This window comes from Enterococcus sp. C57, assembly GCF_040887305.1.
GTDB classification, from domain to species: domain Bacteria; phylum Bacillota; class Bacilli; order Lactobacillales; family Enterococcaceae; genus Enterococcus_B; species Enterococcus_B hirae.
In genome coordinates, this window is the sequence record NZ_JBFOFP010000005.1 from 115,784 (window position 1) to 134,515 (window position 18,732).

The following is an 18,732-nucleotide window of genomic DNA, read 5'->3' on the forward strand; positions in this document are numbered from 1 at the left end:
CTTCTTTGATCTTTTCTAAAAAATGAAGAAAACAAACGCAGAATCAATGGCTGTTTTCTAAATATTTTTCCCACACCTCATCAAATATATCCATAGATGATAAATAATCCACATTCAATTCTAGATAATCGGAAATTTCTTCATAACTCGTACTATGTTTAGGAAACTGGATATCTTTCCCTGCTTCTGTGGCGAAAACAGATTGTTGATCTGCTTGTTTACCGCCACGAAGAGTCATTAAATAATGATAGAAGCTTTGATTCACATTCTTTCCTCCCAGTTTTCTTTGACGAAAGCCGCTCTTCTTGCATGGTTTCGCTCAAAATTTTCAGGATTTTTTTTATAATAATCTTGATGCTCTGGCTCAGCCAAATAAAATGGTTGTGCTTTTTCAATCGTGGTCACGATCGGTTTTGTAAACCGACCACTAGCCGCTAATCGATTTTTACTTTCTTCCGCGATTCTCTTCTGTTCATTTGTCGTAAAGTAAATAACCGGCCGATAATTCTCGCCACGATCTTCAAATTGTCCAAATGCATCCGTTGGATCGGTTTGCTGCCAATAGATTTCCACTAATTCTTGATATGATATTTTCTCTGGATCATAGATGATCTCTACCGCTTCTGTATGACCAGTCGTTTTAGATTTGACTTGTTCATAGGTTGGAGATGGCACATGTCCACCTGTATAGCCAGACATGATCGTATGAATCCCTGGTAGCGTATCAAATGGCTGAATCATACACCAAAAGCATCCTCCAGCAAAAATTGCTCTTTCCATCCTTCTCTCTCCCATCAATGACCCACTGTTTACTTCGTTACACTCGTATCGGTGGTATCAGTATTCTTTGTCGTTTTATTGCTCGTTGTCTTTTCACCAGTTTCTTTAGGTAGATATAGACTAAAACGAATGTCATCATTCACTAAATCAATTTTATCTGCTTTGATGTACATACCATTTTGCATACGGAAGCGATCTAAACGTAGCATGATCGTCAAATCATCCGTATTGATTTCAATCCAATCAGGCAACTTATAATTTCGCTTGATCATATTCATGATATCTTTGATCGGTAAACTCAATGTGCCGATCGAAAGACTTTTCGCTTTTAATTGGACATTTCCATTTTCCATCACATATGGATCAAAGTACAGATAAAAGTTGATCGGAAATCCTAATACTTCAAACGTACCATTCAACATCGCTTCATTTTCAAGATAAAATTTATATTGAATACCTTGGTCTTTTTGATAATCTGTCAAGAAAAAACTGATCATTTGATTGACCTTTTCTTTATTGGTGTTGATGGTCAAGACTGGATCTCCTTGTCTTTGGGTGATCGCTGGCACCTTAGCAAAATCCGGTTCTCTATTCGCAAAAATCCGAGTACCTAAAAAGATGCTTGATCCAAGAACAACTCCTAAAAGGATCAAAAAAGCCCATTTCCAATAATTTTTCTTTTGAATTTCAGTATTCGTTTGTGTCGAAACCTTTTTTGAGCGTTTTTCCATTATTTCTGATCCTCCCTTGGCAACCATTGGTCTTGCGTTTCAATTAATTCATCTCGTACAGCATTTGCCATCAATTGATAGCCTAAGTTATTAGGATGAAAATGATCTTCTTCATACAATACATTATTTTTGCTATTTGACGTACTTTCGCTAGTACTTGACTGATTCGTTCCTTCTTCAGTTACGCCAACTTTTTGGTTTAACCCTTGATATAGCAAATCATTGATTGGGATAAAATAGCAGTTGTCCGCATTTTTGACAACAGACTCAGTCCCAGCATTCCAGTTGTTCACAATCGTCTGCATGTCTTTAATCTCAGGGAAGTTCAAATAAAATGGATTATAAATACCTAAGATGTAAACCGGTGCGTGACCATTTAACTTCCTAATTTCTTCAATCAGTTGTTCAACATTTTTCTGATACTTTTGTAATGGTCGCTTAAATGATTGGATACTGATCCCAAATAGATCGTTTTGAATCACTTTCATTAAGTCATTTCCGCCCACTGTCAAAGTAATAAAGTCAGCTGATTTAATGTTTGTTTGAATCTCTGAATTTTTCTTGAGCCGTTTTAAAATTTGATCGCTCCGTTCACCGTTTACCCCATAGTTTTCAATTTCAACAGCAGTCAGATCATAGCGATCTTTTAAATCGTTGGCTACTAATGGAACAAAACCACCTTGTTTCGTTTGATCTCCTATTCCTTCAGTTAACGAATCGCCGATAGCTACATAATGGATTTTTTCTTTTTGATCCGTCTTTTGACTAACTGTCGCTGCTGGTTTTAATAGCGGTTTAGCTTTTGGAATCGATAAAGATAGTCCTAAATATACAAATATAGCGATAAGTAATGGGAACAAAACGAGCAATAGTTGTCGTTTTGTTAATTTCATATCATTCACCTCATATTATTCGATTGTTTCTTATGTTATCAAAAATTAAAATAAAAAGGTAGTGTTTCTGAAAAAAATAAGAATTATTATAAAGAAAAAAAGGATAAAATCAATGGCTAACTGACCAATGATTTATCCTCTTGATTTAGTCAACGTAATACATGATTGCAAAGGCGTTTTTCCCCGTATGTGTTGCAATAACTGGATTCGTGTGTAGAACAGGAATCGTCATATCAGGAAATAATTCTTGTAGTCCTTCTTTAAATTCTTGAGCAAGCTCTTGAGCATCTGCATGAGAGATCCCAATTTGACGAACATTTGGTAGTTCTTTTAATTCTTTCTTCAAATTATTGAACCATTTGTCAAAAGTTTTCTTTCCTCGACCCTTAGCAACTGGGATCAACTCTCCATGAGTGAAATTCATCACAGCACGTATGTTCAATACACTTGACAATAAACCAGTCGCTCGGCTAATGCGCCCACCTTTGACTAAGTTATCTAATGTGGAGATCCCAATATATAATTTTGTATTTTCTTGTACTTTTTTGATTTCTTCAAGAATCTCATCAGCACTTTTTCCTGCTTGTGCAAGTTCAGCAGCACGGATCACTTGGAAGGACAGCCCCTGATCGGTTGTATCACTATCGATGACAGTCACTTTCGTTTTAGTCAGATTGCTTGCCTGACGGGCCGCTTCAACCGTTCCACTCAATCCTTTAGTCATATGGATCGAGATAACTTCACTGCCATCTTCGCCAAGTTGATCATAGGTTGAAATAAATTCACCGATTGGCGGTTGACTCGTTTTTGGTAATGATTTAGCTTGAGCCATCATATCCATGAATTTTTCTCCACCTAATTGATCGTCATCAGGATAGACCACGCCATCGATCATGATAGCTAGCGGCATCACCTGGATATTTAAGTTATCTCGCACACTTTTTTCCATTGTACAAGAAGAATCTGTTACGATTTTTACATTTGTCATACTATCTCACTCTTCCTTTAACAAGATGCCTTTTGGTTTACAACAAGTACTAATAAAGGCAATTTCTTTTTTAAGTATAACAGACAACAGACGTTTTTTCATTAAATACCTCTACGAACGATTCCGTTTTCATCCAAAGATGTGGTATTGATCATTTCAACTTTATTAAAAAAGATATTTCCCAAAATGTGCTAAACAAGCTTTCAGGAAATACCTTTTTTCATCGGTTATTTATTTTCTTTTTCGTTGATATGTTTCAAATTGATGGGCATAAGGATTTTTTTCGTCCACCTCCCCTTGGCTGATATTGATTAATGACCATTGATCCCAATCAACATCTGGAAAATAAGTATCCCCTGTAAAAGAATGATGGATGACTGTGCGATACAGCACCGAACAAAAAGGAAGAAATTCTTTATAAATAGCTGATCCTCCCGCAACGAACAAAATGCCATCGTTTTCCTTTGCATAGTCCAATACTTCTTCAATCTCGTGCATAACCATGACATTGTCAGCTTGGTAATCACGATCTCTTGTCATCACGATTGTTTGACGGTTAGGCAACGGACGACTTCCCATACCTTCAAATGTTTTTCTTCCCATAACTAAAGTGTTTGCTTCAGTCATTTGTTTAAAAAACTTCAGATCATTGGGTAATCGCCAAGGCAGTTGGTCTTCTTTACCGATCAACCCATTTTCATCTTGTGCCCAGATAGCAGCTAACATTTCATCATCCTTTCTGTGTTCATACTGCGATTGGCGCTTTGATTGCTGGATGAGGTTCATAGCCTTCAACCTTGATATCATCCATTTCAAAGTCAAACACAGATTTTTTTTCTGTATTTAAAACTAATTTAGGAAACGCACGCATTTCTCTTGAAAGTTGTTCTTTCATTTGTTCCACATGATTTGAATAGAGATGAGCATCACCTAAAGTATGGATAAATTCACCAACTTCTAATCCAGTTTCATGCGCAATCAGATGGGTTAACAAAGCATAACTGGCAATATTGAAAGGCACACCTAGAAATACATCACCACTCCGTTGATACAATTGACAACTTAAACGACCATCATGAACATAAAATTGAAACATCGTGTGGCAAGGCGGTAACGCCATACTAGGAACATCTTCTGGATTCCAAGCAGACACGATCAAACGTCTTGAATCAGGTGTTTTTTTGATTGCTTCGACCACTTCCTTGATTTGATCGATAAACCCACCATCTTTCGTTTCCCAATGGCGCCACTGGTACCCATAGATGTGACCTAAATCGCCATATTTTTCAGCAAATGCGTCATCATTTAAAATTCTTTCACAAAATAGCTGACTTTGTTCTTGATATTGTTTATTAAACTCAGGATCAGAGATGCTTCGATGGCCAAAATCAGTCATATCTGGCCCATGGTATTCATCACTTTTGATATATCGTTCAAATGCCCATTCATCCCAGATATGATTGTTATTTTGTAAAAGATAACGGATATTCGTATCCCCTTTTAAAAACCATAACAATTCACTCTTAATCAACCCAAAAGGAACCCGTTTCGTTGTTAATAATGGAAATCCTTTTTGTAGGTCGAACCGCATTTGATAGCCAAAAATGCTGCGTGTACCGGTGCCTGTTCGGTCGCCTTTTTCATGTCCTTCTTCTAGTAGTTTCCTGCCTAAATCAAGATATGCTTGCTCCATTTTTTTCCTCCTAATCTTCTACCCATTCGCTTAAGTATTCCCAACGAGCCATTTTCTCATCTAATTTGCTTTCTGCTTGTGAAACGTTTGCTTGTAATTCTTGTAAACGAGTAAAGTTATCTCCTTGATGATTCATTTCTTCTTGCAGCTCTGAAATCTGTTCTTCTAATTCAGCAATTTCATCTTCGATCGTTTCCCATTCTTTTTGCTCTAAATAAGAAAGTTTCTTTTTTGTTTCCTTTTTACCGTCAGCAGCCGGCTTCGTTGGTTCATTCATTTTTTCTTTACCTAAAGGCGCTGTATCTTTTTGTGTCAATAAATAACTCGACATATCCCCATAATATAATTCTTGCTTAGCATTTCCTTGAAAAACTAATAATTTTTCTGCTACTTTGTCTAAGAAATAACGGTCATGTGATACAGTAATCACGGCACCTGGGAAACTCTTAAAATAATCTTCTAAAATGGTCAGTGTGGCGATATCTAAATCATTCGTTGGTTCATCCAAGAGTAAAACATTAGGTTGTTGGATCAGCAATTTCAATAGATATAGTCGACGTTTTTCGCCACCAGATAATTTTTTGATCAATGTGCCATGCATAAATCGAGGAAATAAAAATCTTTCCAATAATTCAGCCACACCAATTTGCATACCTTCTGCCGTTTGAGCTTCTTCAGCTGCTTCTTGCAAATAAGCAATCATGCGTTTTTCGGGATTCATCTCTTCATTTTCTTGTGTATAGTAGGCGATACGAACAGTCTCACCAACCGTAAACGTACCATTATCTAAAGGAATACGTCCCGCTAAAATATTCAGTAAGGTTGATTTACCGGCACCATTTTTCCCAGTGATCCCTAAACGTTCTCGTGATTGAATCAACAAATCTAAATGGTTGATCAGCAATTTCCCTTCAATAGCATATGTTCCATCTTTGATCTCTAATACTTTTTTTCCTAAACGTTTCGTTGCGATATTCAATTCGAGGTCTGCTTCATGATTGACTTGATACAAGTTTTCTTTAAGATCCTCAAAACGATTGATGCGTGCTTGTTGCTTCGTTCCGCGTGCTTGAACTCCAGCTCTCATCCAGGCTAATTCTTGTTTGTACAGGCGCTTTCGTTTTTCTTCTTGTTCCACTTCCACACGATCTCTTTCAGCTTTTTCTAAAATATAAGCTTCATAATTCCCTCGATACTCGTGTAGTTGTCCAAATGATAGTTCAAAAATGCGATTCGTCACTCGATCCAAGAAATAACGATCATGGGTGACCATTAATAACGATCCACGATACTGTTTTAAGTAATTTTCTAACCATTCAATCGCTTCATAATCCAAGTGGTTCGTGGGTTCATCTAATAATAATAAATCAGGCTCATCGATTAGGACTTGTGCTAAACTTACACGTTTTTTTTGTCCACCTGACAGTGCGCCAATCTTTTTGTCTAATTCACTGATGCCTAATTTTTGTAAGATAATCTTAGCATTTGTATCTGTGGTCCAAGCATCTTCTTTGTTCATTTGTTCTTCTGCCTTGGCATAACGTCTCTGAACGCTCTCGTCCTCGCCATTCTCAGCTAATACAAGCAAAGCTTCTTCATATTCTCTCACGGTACGGATTAATGGACTATTTCCTTGAAAAACCGCTTGAAGTACAGTCAATTCATCAGAAAATTCGGTTGTCTGTGACAAATATCCAATTCGATAATCATTCGGATAAAAAACTGTTGGTCGATCTCCATCCCCACTGTCGATACCTGCTAAAATATTTAATAAACTTGTTTTTCCAGTTCCATTAGTTCCAATCAAACCGATTCGGTCTTTTTCGTGGATCAAAAAAGAAATCTGGTTAAATAGTTCTTTTTCACCATACGTTTTATTGAGGTCAGTTACTTTTAATTCTTTCAATCCATTCCCTCCTCATCTTGGTTATTGTATCATAAAATAATTTAATTACGGATATTTTTCTATTGTCATCTTAGACAAAATAAAGGGAGAAAATAAGATAGTGTTGATTTTTTCATTAGAGTGGGATAATAGTTAGAAAAAATCTGATTATTGCCTCATTTTTTTAAGGTACACAAAAAGCACACAACCTTGTATGATTAAAGTGCCTAAACAAAAATCAAAGGAGTGTGCTTTTTTTGTATCTATAAAATAAAAAAATTTTATGTTTTGACTATCTATAACGTTCCTATTATAAAAAATAATTAGAAAGATGTTAATTATTCGATTATAGCTACTGCTCTAACCCAACCAGCACTAGCATTTTTAATTTTTATCGGATAACAACTGATTTTAAACCCCGTGGAAGGTAATTGATCAAGACTGGTTAATTTTTCAAGCTGACAATAAGATTTCTCGATTCCTGCAAAATGCCCTTCCCAAATAAGTGAAGGGTCTCCGGTCTTATCAAATTCTTTTGCAATGAATGGTAAAGGTCTGTCCCATGACCAAGCATCGGTACCTACCACTTTTATTCCTTGTTCGAGTAGCCATAAAGTTGCTTCTCTTCCTACACCGCACCCACTGATTAAGTAATTTGATGTTCCCCAATATTGATCCGCTCCAGTCCGAATTAAAACAATATCCTTTTCTTTTAATCGATAGTCCATCGCATCTAAAGCTTCTTTAAAATCCTCGATTTCTAATCGATATCCGTCTGGTTTGTTTGAAAAATCAAATACAACACCATTACCGTAACACCAATCAAGAGGAATTTGCTCAATTGTCCAAGCTGGCTTACCTTTATCCATTGTTGGATGGTAGTGATAAGGAGCATCTAAATGAGTACCTGAATGCGTAGTCAAGTGAATTTTTTCGATCGCCCATGCTAAACCAGCAGGCAAGTGTTCTTTTTTTGCTGTTCCAAAGAAACGAAGCATATCGTTGACGCTTTGTTCATGATCAATGTATGAAATTTTAGGTATCATTTCCTCTGGATCACTGGGCAAATCATTTTCTATAGTTATACTTAAGTCAACTAATTTCAATGTCTAACAACTCCTTGAATGATTATCTAAGTTTTAATATTAACTAAAAAAATTTTTCTATTTTACTTTTTTTTGATGATTTTTGAATTTATTTTTTATAGTGATAGTCTGATGGACAATCATTGAATTATGTCATTAAATAAAGGATAAACGTTAAGAACGATGCTTCTATCAGTTTACAACGATTAGAAAGGTGAAGAAAATCTTGAAAAATAACTGTCATTTATCCTATTGATTTTATAATGTGGAAGTCCAGCATAGTATACTTTACTTGATTTTTCGAGACTAGAAGAAATATCTTCTTTACATTAATAGAAAAATATATTACAATTTTTTCGAATATCGGAGGATCCTAAGGGATTGGATAAGATTACTCTTATCCAATCCCTTTTTTGTTTTCTGATATCTAATTTTTCTTAAGGAGGTACGAAATGGTGAAGAACTGGTTTTACGTTATCTTCGGAGGTTTTTTAGAAATTTTTTGGGTACTTTGTTTAAAAAAATCAGAGAATTTCCATCATTTTTTCTATTCCATTTTGACGATTTTACTCGTTGTTATTAGCTTTTATTTATTTGCTAAAGGTATGGAAAGCTTACCTACTGGAGCAGCATATACAGTGTTTACTGGAATAGGTGCAGTTGGAACAATCATTTTTGGTATTTTATTTCTGAATGAAAGTGTATCTGTGCAAAAAATATTGTTTTCTGCATTATTAGTTATAGGAATTTTGGGTCTAAAAATCACAACAAAGGAGGAATAATCTGTGGATATACTTTATCTTATACTAGCAGGAATAGCAGAGATCATAATGGTCTTTTCTCTTAAAAATTCACACGGATTTAAAAAAATAAATTGGAGTATTATAACTATTATTTCTGCAGCCTCTAGTTTACTACTTTTATCGCATTCAATGAATACATTAGAAGCTGGGGTTAGCTATAGTATTTGGGTAGCTTTTGGTTCCATTGGTTCAATGATCCTTGGAGTATTTTTATTTAAAGAAAAAATGAACTGGCTGCAATTTGCTTCCATGATTATTATTTTATTTTCTGTGATTGGCCTAAAACTAGTTAGCTAATTAAATTGAAGAATCTATTGTCATTTGTGAGACTGGGACAAAACTTGTCTCAGTCTCTTCTACTATCACTAAAGCTTTTTGCTAATTGAAAGCCATTTTCTTTTAAATACGCTTCAAATGCTTCTTGTGTGGTTTGTGTGGTTTGAGTTTCAGTCGGATCAAGCTTGGCACAAAACTCTCCGTTTTAAGCGATTATCTGGGCTTTTCCTTCAAAGTAAGGTTTTTCTTGACGTTCCTGATCTTTTCTTGCAATTGGTAAATCATAGATGTTGTTGGGGGTTGGACTCTACCTAAGGACAAATTTACTGGTATGCCTTTTTGCTGCAAGAGTAAACTATACCATGGGTTATCATTCATACCATCAATGAATCAACGTGAAATAACAAAAAATCTGAGACAGAATGAGGTTCATTCTGACCCAGATTTGATCACGCTGAGCACTTACTCAACTTTTTTAGCCGGAAGCGAACGTTTTCTTGCCCGCAATGCGAATTTAAATGAAAAATCATCAACTGGCTTATTCATAGTATAGGATTCCAGTAAATTAATATTTTTCCGATAACTATTAGCAGAAAAAGTCGTGATCTTCTCAGCTTCTTCATACTCATCAACGATTTTGCGCTCTAAGTAATAGCCACGCAACATTTTTTTAGAATAAAGACTGTCTTGTTGGATCATCCAAGAGGAGATCAAATTTCCTGAAGCCATTTTGATGCCTTCCATTTTTCGTTGTTGGATGAAAAAGTTGACCATTGTTTCATCATAAACATCGGTTAGGTTTTCTAAACTCTCAATGATCAATTGTGTGTTTTTTTGATAGGTTTCCCGAATTTCTTGAATATCTTTTTCGGAAATCAGTGTCTTTCGATCTGATTTTTGTCGTTGCCAGAACATTTTGGGATGTAAGATGATCCGAATCAACCGTCGAACAAAAATAAACCAGAAGCCGACAAACGACAGTACCTGACTAGTAATAGAGTGTTCAAAATTAGCAAGAAATCGTGAATAAAAACGATAGCCATTTGAGGAAAGCTTACCAGAACGATAACTTTTATCTAATCCATCACGTTCGATGGATAAAATCAATGCTTGAATTTCTTGTACTTCTTGCTTTTCATCATCAGAAAGATCTTTTAAATAAAGATCACGGATACGCTCTTGATAGTTTTCAATCACTGCTTCAGTTGCTAAATATTCTTTTGAATCTTTATCTAACGTTTTGATTTCAGATTTCAATACTTCAATGACTTCTTCTAGGATCATTAAAGCATTCAAATCTGTTTTCACTACCTCTTCCGTTTCTGTCAACAGGGGTAAAACCACAATGCCTACGATCAGTGTTACCAAAATAACTCCTGCCGTCAAAAATAATAATAAAGAGCGCTGATAAAAAATCATTTGGTTAATCGTAAAAGGTAAGATGAAAATCGTTGCTAAACTAACCGTTCCTTTCACACCACCAAAAGTTAAAATCAAAATCTCATTCAATTGTTCCTTGAATTCTTTTCCTTTATATTTAAATAAATAAAAAAGACTGATCGAAACAAAGCGAATCATAAATAAGATCATTGAGATCAACAAAATCGTGATTAACAGCAACCAGTTTGAATAAAGCCCATCTCCCCAAACTGGAGAAAATACTTGGGTTAATTCGATTCCTAAAAAAATAAAAACTAACGCATTCAGCGTAAATGTGATTGTTGTCCATGTACTATCGGACAAACTTGATAACTCCGCATCAAACACCGAGATTTTTCTAAATCCCGAAGCTTGCAATACCCCAGCTACTACTGCGGCAATAATCCCTGAAACATCAAATACTTCTGCTAAAACATACGCTAAAAACGGTAATAGCAATTCAATTAACAAGTAACCTGTCACATCTCTGGCAGAAGCCTTCTCAATCAGATTAATCACTTTTCGTTTGACCCATACAAGTAAAAAGCCAACGACGGCTCCTCCTATACTAGAAAACACAAGTGTAAATCCTGCGTTGACTGCAGAAAAAGAGCCCGTGATCAATGCAGCTAATGCAAATTGAAAGGCGGTAACACCTGAAGCATCATTTAATAATCCTTCGCCTTCTAAAATATGCATCGCTTTATTTGGGATATTCACCCGTCCAGAGAGCGAGCTGACAGCGACAGCATCGGTTGGTCCAAGAGCCGCTCCAAAAGCAAAACAAGCAGCTAATGGCACGCTGGGTAATAAAAACGACAGCGTAAAACCAACCCCGACTAATGTCAGGATTACCCCTCCAAAAGCCAGAAATAAAATCGTATCAAAGTTTTTCAGGATCGAGGATACATCGGCTTTTTCTCCTTCACGAAAAAGCAACGGCGCAATGATCATCACTAGAAAGAGTTCTGGTTCAAAGTTGATCGATTGGCCCCATTCTGTTAAGCCTAAGATGATACCAAGAAATATTTGGATCAGTGGAGCTGGGATCATAGGTAAAATGCGGCTAGCTATATTAGATAAGGTGATCGTTACAGCAAATACGATCACTAACTCAGCAAATTCCATGGTCCGTCCCCTTTATTTTTTATTTTGAGCGAGTACCTTTAGAAATTGTTCTTTTTTCTTCAATATTTTGTTTTCTACCACTTCTGCTTGTACATTGTTTCCTTCTAATTCACACTGTACTCGCTTTGATTCTAAACGTAGCAAATCATGTTTCAATCGCTCAAGCTGACGGTACATGATGATATTTTTCTTCCGCAGCTTACAAAGAATTTGCCGACGATCTTCCATTGAAAACGCACCATAACGATCATGCAACAGTTTCTTTTGTTCTTCAAAGCTCTTCCTCATTTTTAAGATCTCCTAAATGCAAACTTGATCTTCATGAAACACTGAACGTTAAAAGGAAAAGGATTCCCCTTTATTAGACAAGTTCAGCTGGATTCGAAGAATAAGTTTGCTTGAATTTCAGAAACTCATTCTATTCCAAATGGAAGAAAATATCAAGTGCGGAAAACACACCAAAAAAGGAGCTGGGAAACCATTTCCGCTCCTTTCTCAGCTATCCATTAAACTTTGGTTTTATTCAAAAAACTCGCCATAGATATCTTCAACACGTTGATCCGGATTGATCACGATGTATAAATTACCTGTTTTTTCACTGATTTTAGTTGATTGGTATTGATTATCCAATCCTTCTGTTCCTTTATCAAGATAAGGGAAATAAACTAGGTCAGGTGTACCATTGCGATAAAGGATCTCCATCCGCTCAATATCTTCATATTTTAATGCACGGTTGAACATGCCCATTTCTAATCCACCTAAGTTGATGTCGTGAGTTGCTACGGAATCACCTTCGTGAAAAATTTCGATCTTAAATCCAGCACAAGGATGGATTTCCATAAATTCACTACCATTGATTCGTCCAAAACTCGTTGTTATTTGTTTGATCCACAAATCACCAATATGGCGACGATTGATCGTCCACGTTTCGCCGTTTCGGAAATAAAATTTTAGCGCTGTCATTTCTTTACTCATAAAAAAATCCCCTTTTGACGTCATTTATTCTGGTTCCCTTTTAGTTTAGCACACATCCCACGTGAAGGTCACATCTAAAGTTTTTTCAAAGATGCGAAACTTTAGAAGCGTTCCATTATTGACAAAAAAATCCGGAAGCAACTCCCCAGCAATAAGCGAGGATTTTCTAAATAGGAGAAGTTTTTAAATTCCTCACTTATTACTCAGAGCTGATTGCTTCTTTCAGAATCTCTATTAAAGCGCGACTTCGACATTCATCGAAATCTATAAATGGTTATTTTGCTGGAGATAATCAAAAAGGGCACTTGCTTCATTTGCTAAATTTCCCTCTACCACTGCTCTTTCTGCAGCTTGAAGTGCATCACTGACCCATTTCCCTGGTTTCTTGTCACTCACACTAAGAAGTTTCTTCCCATCAATTGCTAACTCTCGCATGGATGTAATCGGTAATTGATCATAGCGCTTTGCTACTTGTTCTAGTTGAGGTGTTTCACCAAAATAAATCATGAGTTCTTCTGTCTTCAAAGCGTTCTCTTTTCCCAAACAATAGAGTACCATTGGTTCCAACATCTGTCTTTTACGTTGAATCAATCCATGAACGATCATTTGAACTTCTCGAATCATTTGGTTGGAACATTTCCATTCCTTTAAGAAAGGACGGATCTCACTTTCTTGAAGTCCTAACTGATCGATCAACAATGCCCACGCCTGACTTTCAGTTTGCAATGGTTCATCTGGTAAATCGGCAAAACGTAACAAGGCTTCACCATAGTCTCTTAAACCTGGACAATAAATATAACATTGCGTCTCAACGAATGTTCTCAATCCTGTAGAACGCTCTTTCCCTAATAACATTTTGATGAATTCCACATTAATCCGTTCGACAGAAATTTTTCCTAATAATGAATGGTTGGCCTGAATGGCCGCAGCCGTTTCTTGCTCGAGTGTAAACCCAATTTGACTAACAAATCGAATCCCACGCATCATACGCAAAGCATCTTCATGAAACCGTTCCTGTGGATCGCCTACTGCTCGAAGGATCTGGTTTTCTAAATCAGCTAACCCGTCAAATAAATCAATGATTTGACCATCTTCTTTTAATGCAAATGCATTGATCGTAAAATCACGTCTTTTTAGATCCTCTTCAAGTGAACGGACAAATTCGACATGATCTGGACGGCGATAATCTTGATAGGTCGATTCTGTCCGAAAGGTCGTGATTTCATATTGTTCCTCTTCAGCCAAGACCAAAACGGTGCCATGTTCAATGCCGATATCAATGGTTTTCGGAAAAAGTTGTTTGATTTCTTCTGGGAATGCACTTGTTGCGATATCTACATCATGGATGGGTTGATCCAACAAGATATCTCTGACGCTTCCCCCGACAAAATAAGCTTCAAAACCCGCTTGCTCCAATTTATTCAAGACAGGAATCGCTTTTTGGTATTCTCTTGGTAATTGTTTTAGTTTCATTGTTTTCCCTCTTCCAACTTGATGGCTTACGCTTTTTTATCATCCTTATTTGCTTCTTTTCTTTCAAAGCGATTGTGATCTCTGCGATTAAATTTTTCCATATTTTTTTCAAATACATCCGTTAAATCGATTTCCAGGGAATTTGCCATGATCATAGTGACAAATAAAACATCACCTAATTCTTCTGCTACAGAATTATTGGGCTCCGTTTCTTTCTTCGCTTTTTCACCGTATGTATGATTGACTTCTCGAGCCAGCTCCCCGACTTCTTCTGTTAAGCGTGCCATTTGAGCTAATGGAGAAAAATAGCCTACTTTAAACTGTTGGATATAGTCATCTACTTCCTGTTGCATACTTCTTAAAGAACGTTCTTTTGTCATTTCTTCTCCACCTTTCCTATTTATCTTACCAAAAACTACGTCCAAATCCTAGGCAAGAGCGATTGAGAAAATAAAGATTACGTGCTACATTGAGTAATGTGATGTAAAAAGAATGAAATATTGCGAAAATATTAGTCGGTTTATCGAAGGAGTGGTTTGATGATCTCAATGAAAACAGTTAAAGAAGTCGTAATGATTATGGTTGGTACAAGTATTTATGCGTTTGGACTCGTTTATTTAAATATTGCGAATCATTTAGCAGAAGGTGGCGTTTCAGGGATCACTTTGATCTTACGCGCACTTTTTGGGATTGATCCTGCCTACTCTACGCTATTGATCAATATACCTTTGATTTTGATTGGTGGAAAAATTTTAGGAAAACGTTCACTCGCTTATACCGTCTTGGGAACAGTTTCGTTGTCTGCATTTTTATGGATTTGGCAACGTGTTCCTTTACAAATCAATCTTCAACATGACTTACTGATCGTTTCATTATTGGCTGGCTTAATTGCCGGAACTGGAAGTGGTCTGGTCTATCGGATGGGTGGAACTACCGGTGGAAGTGATATCATTGCTCGTATATTAGAAAAGAATTATGGGATCTCAATGGGTCGATCTTTACTGGTATTAGATGTTATCGTTTTGTTGGCTTCATTGACTTACATTGACTTGAAACGCATGATGTATACGTTAATTGTTTCTTATGTTTTCAGCCGTGTCATTGATTCAATCTTAGATGGCGGTTACTCAGCTAAAGGGATTTTAGTCGTCTCAAACAAAAATGAAGAAATTGCCCCACTGTTGATGACTGGATTAGAACGTGGCGTTACTTTTTTAAGCGGTGAAGGTGGGTTTTCTGGTCATTCTAAAAAAATTATCTATATGGTGGTTAGTTCGAGTGAATTGAATGAAGTGAAACGAATCGTCCATGAAATCGATGAAAAAGCCTTTCTATCAATTATCAATGTCCATGAGGTCGAAGGAGAAGGATTCACTTATCTTAAACCACAGACTAAGTTATTTAAGCGAATATAGCTCTCTCCTAGTTCTACTCGTTTTTCTGGAGTGAGTTTCATCTTTCTTTTTGGCATACAAAATCCCCCTATACAGGACTTTTATATTTCAGTGTCCTATATAGGGGGAGCATATCAACTTTCCTCAGTCTCTTTTAGTATCTTTAAAAACGAATAAACGGTTAAATAAAAGTATCGTTAGTTAGGATTCTTTCCTGCATGTTCGCCTTTTACTTGGTTCTTGCTTAATATTTCACGATTAACTTCATCGGACAATTCCAGGAAAGCATCTTTATCCCCTTTTTCAAGCGCTTGATCAATCTGTAAGTAAAGCATTTTGAGATGGGCTGCTTGTTCTTTCTCTTTGAGATATTGCTCGACTAGTTCAAGATCTTCTTCACTAATAGAGTCGTTCCAAGATGCAAAGGGGTTCTCTTCTAAAACCATTAAATACTCTTTCGTCTGCCAAGCATTTTCAAAAAGGCATTCTACATATAGCGGTCTTTTCCAATTTAATCGAATTTCATGAAAAATTTGATCAGTATCGGTAAACTCTTTCCCCTCGAGAAATAATTTCATTGGTTCTCCATCGAAAGAAAGGTCACTGATTTGTAATCCCCGATTTGCTTGATTCGCTCCTTCAACAAAATGAACATTACTTAAGATTGCTTCATGATTAGCCAAGTAATTCAAAATCCAAAAAACCTCTCTGCGACTAAATGAAACATGATTGACCATCCAAGTTAAGAAATTCTTTTTTTCCTTTACATCTATTAGCATTTTACTCACCTCTCTGCTAGGTCGTCTAATACTGACAATGCCTCCAAATCTCCAGGTTCCAATTCTAAATAATGAGTAAGTAGATCTTTTGTTTTTGTCAATTGTCCTTCTTCTCGTAAGAATAAGGCGTATTCTTTTAGAAAATCAGGTTCATGCTCCAATTCGTGATACGCTTGTTCATAATGAACAGCTGCTAGCGTGAAGTCCTCTAATTCATTATAGGCATGGGCTAAATTCCATTCCGCATATGGATTTGCAGTTTCTTCCATTTGATCGATACTCTTGATTACATCTTCGTAACGTTCTTCATCTAAATACAAATTACTTAATGTTAATAATGTTTCGTCTTGTTTTTCACCTAATTCCAACGCATTTAATAATAGTTTTTCTGCTTTTTCTTTGTCATGTAGGCGATACGCATTTTCAGAAGCTAAGTGATAGAGTTCTACTTGATAAGGATTTTCTTTGATCCCATCTTCAAGAACTTTCTGCGCTTCTTCAATCAATTCTTCTTCTTGCAATGCTTGACCTAAATAAAGATAAAGAGATTGATATTGGGGATTTACTTCTCTCAATTCTTGTAAATAATTGATCGCTTTTTCATTTTCTTTTAGCTGCAGATTGGTAAAAGCTAACTGGAATAAGCGATCATCTGTCCGTTCTTCCTGCAATGCTTGTTCCAATGGTTCGATTGCTGCTTCAAACTCTCCTTGCATGCTTAGAGATTGTCCTAAACGTTCCTGCATAGAGATACCAGAAATCTCATCAATATTACTTGATAATAATAGTTGATAGATCGTTGCAGCTTCAGCAAAACGATCGACTGAAAAGTAAAGTTCGGCTAACGCAAATTGGATCAATGGTTCATCAGGCAACAACGCAGCTGCTTCCTTTAATTTCGCTTCACTGACTTCAGGAATACCGATTACTTGATATAAATCAGCAATTGCTAATAAAGCTTGAGGATAGTAGTCACTTTCTTTTGAAATGTTTTCCAGATATTCAAATGCTTGATCGATTTCATTATCTTCAATCGCAATTTCCGCCAATGGAATGAACAACTCATCATTTTCGGGGTACTGTTTCACTAACTGTTCAAAAATTTGCTTTGCTTCTTCTAAAAAACCAATCGCTAAGAGTACTTCCCCTAATTCAGCCAAAACATCGGCCGGATCTTCTTTCAAAGCTTGTGTCAGATATAACTGAGCTTGCGCCAAATCTTCCTCTGACAATGCTTGTAACATTTTTTCACTATTTGTATTCATTTAAATCCCTCTAATCTCACTAATAATCTCGTCATAAGATTTCATTGTTTGTATTAATTCTTGTTCCTTTGGCGATTGATATTTCTCTATTATACCAATTTTTTTCAAAACAAGAATTTTTTTGCTTTTTTCCGCTAGAAGTAAGACATTTTCTAAATAATCAATTTTTGATAATTGTTCTGGCCAATCGATAGGATAACCCAGATGTTTCAACCAGATAAAAAAATTTTTCAATTGAAAGGACATATCCGCTAGTCCTACATTCCAAGTAAGATGAAAAAGCATTCCTAATAGTTTTTTCATACTAGCTGATAACAAATGACCATTTTCTGTTAGGTAAAAAGCTTGTTCAAATAGTTTACCATAATTTGAGAGATTTTCCGCATCTACTTGGTAAAAAGTAATCATTTCTTCCAGCATCCCCGTAAAAGCCCGCTGAGATAACTGCCTTGGTTGCGGATAGTTTTTATAGAGATTTTGTAAAAAATGATAATCACAAACTAAACCACATGTTATCAAAGTCAAAAAATCTATTTGTTTCCCTTCTCCTTGTTTTTCACTGATTGTTTGATCGTAAACGATTCGTTCTGGAAGGTTGGTCGTTCGCAAGACGACTTGATTTGGCAATTGTAAAATATTTCGTTGAGGAGTTAATGCTCGGGCCATTGAACGAATCGATACCGGAATTAGCCATAATGTTGATGCAAGTGAGGTATGCTTCTGGAAAAAACCTGCTAAATCCATGATTCCCTCATTCCCAAACCCAATGATAAGTAAGGATTGGTTTTCAGGATATCGTTTTGCAAATGTCACAAGATTACTTAGTTCTGTTAAGTGATTACATTGAGTATTGGCACAGATATACCAATCAATCTCACTTGGGTTAGGAAACTGTTGGTTGATTTTCTCAACAAACAAATCGTAATACCGTTGGTTCGTCAAAAATAAAACAGGCTGATTAATCGTTATTGTTTTCAGTTGGCTGACCAACGTTTCCCCATAATAGATTTTTGTTTGTTCTTCTTGTCCTTGATAGTCGATTTCCATAAGCACCCCTCCTTTTCTTTATTTTACCATTAGTAAGTAAAATCGGAAAAGAATAGGGTAAATTCTTGGGAGAATATAGAAAAACTTCGTAATTCACCTACATTTAAGAGCACCTATT

The 18,732-nt window shown here is 36.2% G+C and carries 20 protein-coding genes and 1 pseudogene; 3 read left to right on the top strand and 18 right to left on the bottom strand.

Annotated elements, in window-relative coordinates:
* Positions 1-43 precede the first annotated feature (43 nt).
* The 9 genes from AB5M32_RS07810 to AB5M32_RS07850 all read right to left on the bottom strand — a co-directional run bounded on the left by AB5M32_RS07810 (position 44) and on the right by AB5M32_RS07850 (position 8,076).
* Positions 44-265: a YozE family protein gene (locus AB5M32_RS07810; RefSeq protein WP_010719473.1), complete on the bottom strand. Its 222-nt coding sequence runs from the start codon at positions 263-265 to the stop codon at positions 44-46.
* Positions 262-780, bottom strand: a complete 519-nt coding sequence (gene msrA, locus AB5M32_RS07815; protein ID WP_010737371.1) for a peptide-methionine (S)-S-oxide reductase MsrA — start codon at positions 778-780, stop codon at positions 262-264. Before msrA ends, AB5M32_RS07810 begins: the two co-directional genes overlap by 4 nt.
* Positions 781-809: 29 nt before the next feature.
* Positions 810-1,511, bottom strand: a complete 702-nt coding sequence (locus AB5M32_RS07820) for a YpmS family protein (protein ID WP_010737370.1) — start codon at positions 1,509-1,511, stop codon at positions 810-812.
* Positions 1,511-2,404 (bottom strand): SGNH/GDSL hydrolase family protein, encoded by an 894-nt coding sequence (locus AB5M32_RS07825; RefSeq protein ID WP_010719544.1) that lies wholly within the window; start codon positions 2,402-2,404, stop codon positions 1,511-1,513. Before AB5M32_RS07825 ends, AB5M32_RS07820 begins: the two co-directional genes overlap by 1 nt.
* A 145-nt stretch (positions 2,405-2,549) precedes the next feature.
* Positions 2,550-3,392: a DegV family protein gene (locus AB5M32_RS07830; RefSeq protein WP_010719545.1), complete on the bottom strand. Its 843-nt coding sequence runs from the start codon at positions 3,390-3,392 to the stop codon at positions 2,550-2,552.
* Positions 3,393-3,623: 231 nt separating this feature from the next.
* Positions 3,624-4,118, bottom strand: coding sequence for a dihydrofolate reductase (locus AB5M32_RS07835; protein ID WP_368024392.1), 495 nt, complete (start codon positions 4,116-4,118; stop codon positions 3,624-3,626).
* 19 nt (positions 4,119-4,137) lie between these two features.
* The gene (locus tag AB5M32_RS07840; RefSeq protein WP_178286432.1) at positions 4,138-5,085 is read right to left on the bottom strand and encodes a thymidylate synthase; all 948 of its coding nucleotides are present in this window, start codon (positions 5,083-5,085) and stop codon (positions 4,138-4,140) included.
* Positions 5,086-5,095: 10 nt separating this feature from the next.
* Positions 5,096-6,991 (bottom strand): ABC-F family ATP-binding cassette domain-containing protein, encoded by a 1,896-nt coding sequence (locus AB5M32_RS07845; RefSeq protein ID WP_123874867.1) that lies wholly within the window; start codon positions 6,989-6,991, stop codon positions 5,096-5,098.
* A 317-nt stretch (positions 6,992-7,308) separates the two neighbouring features.
* Positions 7,309-8,076, bottom strand: a complete 768-nt coding sequence (locus AB5M32_RS07850; RefSeq protein ID WP_010737366.1) for a cyclase family protein — start codon at positions 8,074-8,076, stop codon at positions 7,309-7,311.
* Positions 8,077-8,507: 431 nt separating this feature from the next.
* On the opposite strand from AB5M32_RS07850, the gene AB5M32_RS07855 reads away from it, so the two are divergent.
* Entirely contained in the window at positions 8,508-8,837 is a 330-nt protein-coding gene (locus tag AB5M32_RS07855) for a multidrug efflux SMR transporter (protein ID WP_178286434.1), read from the top strand.
* A 3-nt stretch (positions 8,838-8,840) separates the two neighbouring features.
* Positions 8,841-9,155 carry a multidrug efflux SMR transporter gene (locus tag AB5M32_RS07860; protein ID WP_010737364.1) on the top strand — a complete coding sequence of 105 codons (315 nt, stop codon included), beginning with the start codon at positions 8,841-8,843 and terminating at the stop codon, positions 9,153-9,155.
* Positions 9,156-9,231: 76 nt separating this feature from the next.
* On the opposite strand, the pseudogene AB5M32_RS07865 reads toward AB5M32_RS07860, so the two are convergent.
* The 6 genes and pseudogenes from AB5M32_RS07865 to AB5M32_RS07890 form a co-directional block, all read right to left on the bottom strand.
* Positions 9,232-9,512 (bottom strand): annotated as a pseudogene (locus AB5M32_RS07865) (type IA DNA topoisomerase); the annotation flags it as partial.
* A gap of 84 nt (positions 9,513-9,596) precedes the next feature.
* Positions 9,597-11,681 (bottom strand): sodium:proton antiporter, encoded by a 2,085-nt coding sequence (locus AB5M32_RS07870; RefSeq protein WP_010719552.1) that lies wholly within the window; start codon positions 11,679-11,681, stop codon positions 9,597-9,599.
* A 12-nt stretch (positions 11,682-11,693) separates the two neighbouring features.
* Positions 11,694-11,969: a hypothetical protein gene (locus AB5M32_RS07875; protein WP_010719553.1), complete on the bottom strand. Its 276-nt coding sequence runs from the start codon at positions 11,967-11,969 to the stop codon at positions 11,694-11,696.
* 231 nt (positions 11,970-12,200) lie between these two features.
* Positions 12,201-12,656 (bottom strand): hypothetical protein, encoded by a 456-nt coding sequence (locus AB5M32_RS07880; protein WP_010751262.1) that lies wholly within the window; start codon positions 12,654-12,656, stop codon positions 12,201-12,203.
* A gap of 264 nt (positions 12,657-12,920) precedes the next feature.
* Positions 12,921-14,129 carry a CCA tRNA nucleotidyltransferase gene (locus AB5M32_RS07885; protein ID WP_010719555.1) on the bottom strand — a complete coding sequence of 403 codons (1,209 nt, stop codon included), beginning with the start codon at positions 14,127-14,129 and terminating at the stop codon, positions 12,921-12,923.
* Positions 14,130-14,155: 26 nt separating this feature from the next.
* Positions 14,156-14,509 carry a nucleotide pyrophosphohydrolase gene (locus AB5M32_RS07890; RefSeq protein ID WP_010719556.1) on the bottom strand — a complete coding sequence of 118 codons (354 nt, stop codon included), beginning with the start codon at positions 14,507-14,509 and terminating at the stop codon, positions 14,156-14,158.
* A 159-nt stretch (positions 14,510-14,668) separates the two neighbouring features.
* Between AB5M32_RS07890 and AB5M32_RS07895 the strand changes: the two genes are divergently transcribed.
* Entirely contained in the window at positions 14,669-15,544 is an 876-nt protein-coding gene (locus AB5M32_RS07895; RefSeq protein WP_034700281.1) for a YitT family protein, read from the top strand.
* Positions 15,545-15,720: 176 nt separating this feature from the next.
* On the opposite strand, the gene AB5M32_RS07900 is transcribed toward AB5M32_RS07895, so the two are convergent.
* The 3 genes from AB5M32_RS07900 to AB5M32_RS07910 are packed head-to-tail and all read right to left on the bottom strand — an operon-like array spanning position 15,721 to position 18,614.
* Positions 15,721-16,302: a ReoY family proteolytic degradation factor gene (locus AB5M32_RS07900; protein ID WP_010719559.1), complete on the bottom strand. Its 582-nt coding sequence runs from the start codon at positions 16,300-16,302 to the stop codon at positions 15,721-15,723.
* 5 nt (positions 16,303-16,307) lie between these two features.
* The gene (locus tag AB5M32_RS07905) at positions 16,308-17,567 is read right to left on the bottom strand and encodes a tetratricopeptide repeat protein (RefSeq protein WP_368024393.1); all 1,260 of its coding nucleotides are present in this window, start codon (positions 17,565-17,567) and stop codon (positions 16,308-16,310) included.
* Complete coding sequence (locus AB5M32_RS07910; RefSeq protein WP_178286436.1) at positions 17,568-18,614, bottom strand: hypothetical protein; 1,047 nt, start codon at positions 18,612-18,614, stop codon at positions 17,568-17,570. It lies immediately after the preceding gene.
* Between the last annotated feature and the right edge of the window lie 118 nt (positions 18,615-18,732).

Excerpts from the sequence above, each read along its gene's own strand:
- AB5M32_RS07890 (WP_010719556.1), bottom strand. The coding sequence starts at position 14,509 with ATGACAAAAGAACGTTCTTTAAGAAGTATGCAACAGGAAGTAGATGAC.
- AB5M32_RS07825 (WP_010719544.1), bottom strand. The coding sequence starts at position 2,404 with ATGAAATTAACAAAACGACAACTATTGCTCGTTTTGTTCCCATTACTT.
- AB5M32_RS07835 (WP_368024392.1), bottom strand. The coding sequence starts at position 4,118 with ATGTTAGCTGCTATCTGGGCACAAGATGAAAATGGGTTGATCGGTAAA.
- AB5M32_RS07900 (WP_010719559.1), bottom strand. The coding sequence starts at position 16,302 with ATGCTAATAGATGTAAAGGAAAAAAAGAATTTCTTAACTTGGATGGTC.
- AB5M32_RS07910 (WP_178286436.1), bottom strand. The coding sequence starts at position 18,614 with ATGGAAATCGACTATCAAGGACAAGAAGAACAAACAAAAATCTATTAT.
- AB5M32_RS07895 (WP_034700281.1), top strand. The coding sequence starts at position 14,669 with ATGATCTCAATGAAAACAGTTAAAGAAGTCGTAATGATTATGGTTGGT.
- AB5M32_RS07870 (WP_010719552.1), bottom strand. The coding sequence starts at position 11,681 with ATGGAATTTGCTGAGTTAGTGATCGTATTTGCTGTAACGATCACCTTA.
- AB5M32_RS07820 (WP_010737370.1), bottom strand. The coding sequence starts at position 1,511 with ATGGAAAAACGCTCAAAAAAGGTTTCGACACAAACGAATACTGAAATT.
- AB5M32_RS07840 (WP_178286432.1), bottom strand. The coding sequence starts at position 5,085 with ATGGAGCAAGCATATCTTGATTTAGGCAGGAAACTACTAGAAGAAGGA.
- msrA (WP_010737371.1), bottom strand. The coding sequence starts at position 780 with ATGGAAAGAGCAATTTTTGCTGGAGGATGCTTTTGGTGTATGATTCAG.
- AB5M32_RS07905 (WP_368024393.1), bottom strand. The coding sequence starts at position 17,567 with ATGAATACAAATAGTGAAAAAATGTTACAAGCATTGTCAGAGGAAGAT.
- AB5M32_RS07875 (WP_010719553.1), bottom strand. The coding sequence starts at position 11,969 with ATGAGGAAGAGCTTTGAAGAACAAAAGAAACTGTTGCATGATCGTTAT.
- AB5M32_RS07885 (WP_010719555.1), bottom strand. The coding sequence starts at position 14,129 with ATGAAACTAAAACAATTACCAAGAGAATACCAAAAAGCGATTCCTGTC.
- AB5M32_RS07855 (WP_178286434.1), top strand. The coding sequence starts at position 8,508 with ATGGTGAAGAACTGGTTTTACGTTATCTTCGGAGGTTTTTTAGAAATT.
- AB5M32_RS07880 (WP_010751262.1), bottom strand. The coding sequence starts at position 12,656 with ATGAGTAAAGAAATGACAGCGCTAAAATTTTATTTCCGAAACGGCGAA.
- AB5M32_RS07830 (WP_010719545.1), bottom strand. The coding sequence starts at position 3,392 with ATGACAAATGTAAAAATCGTAACAGATTCTTCTTGTACAATGGAAAAA.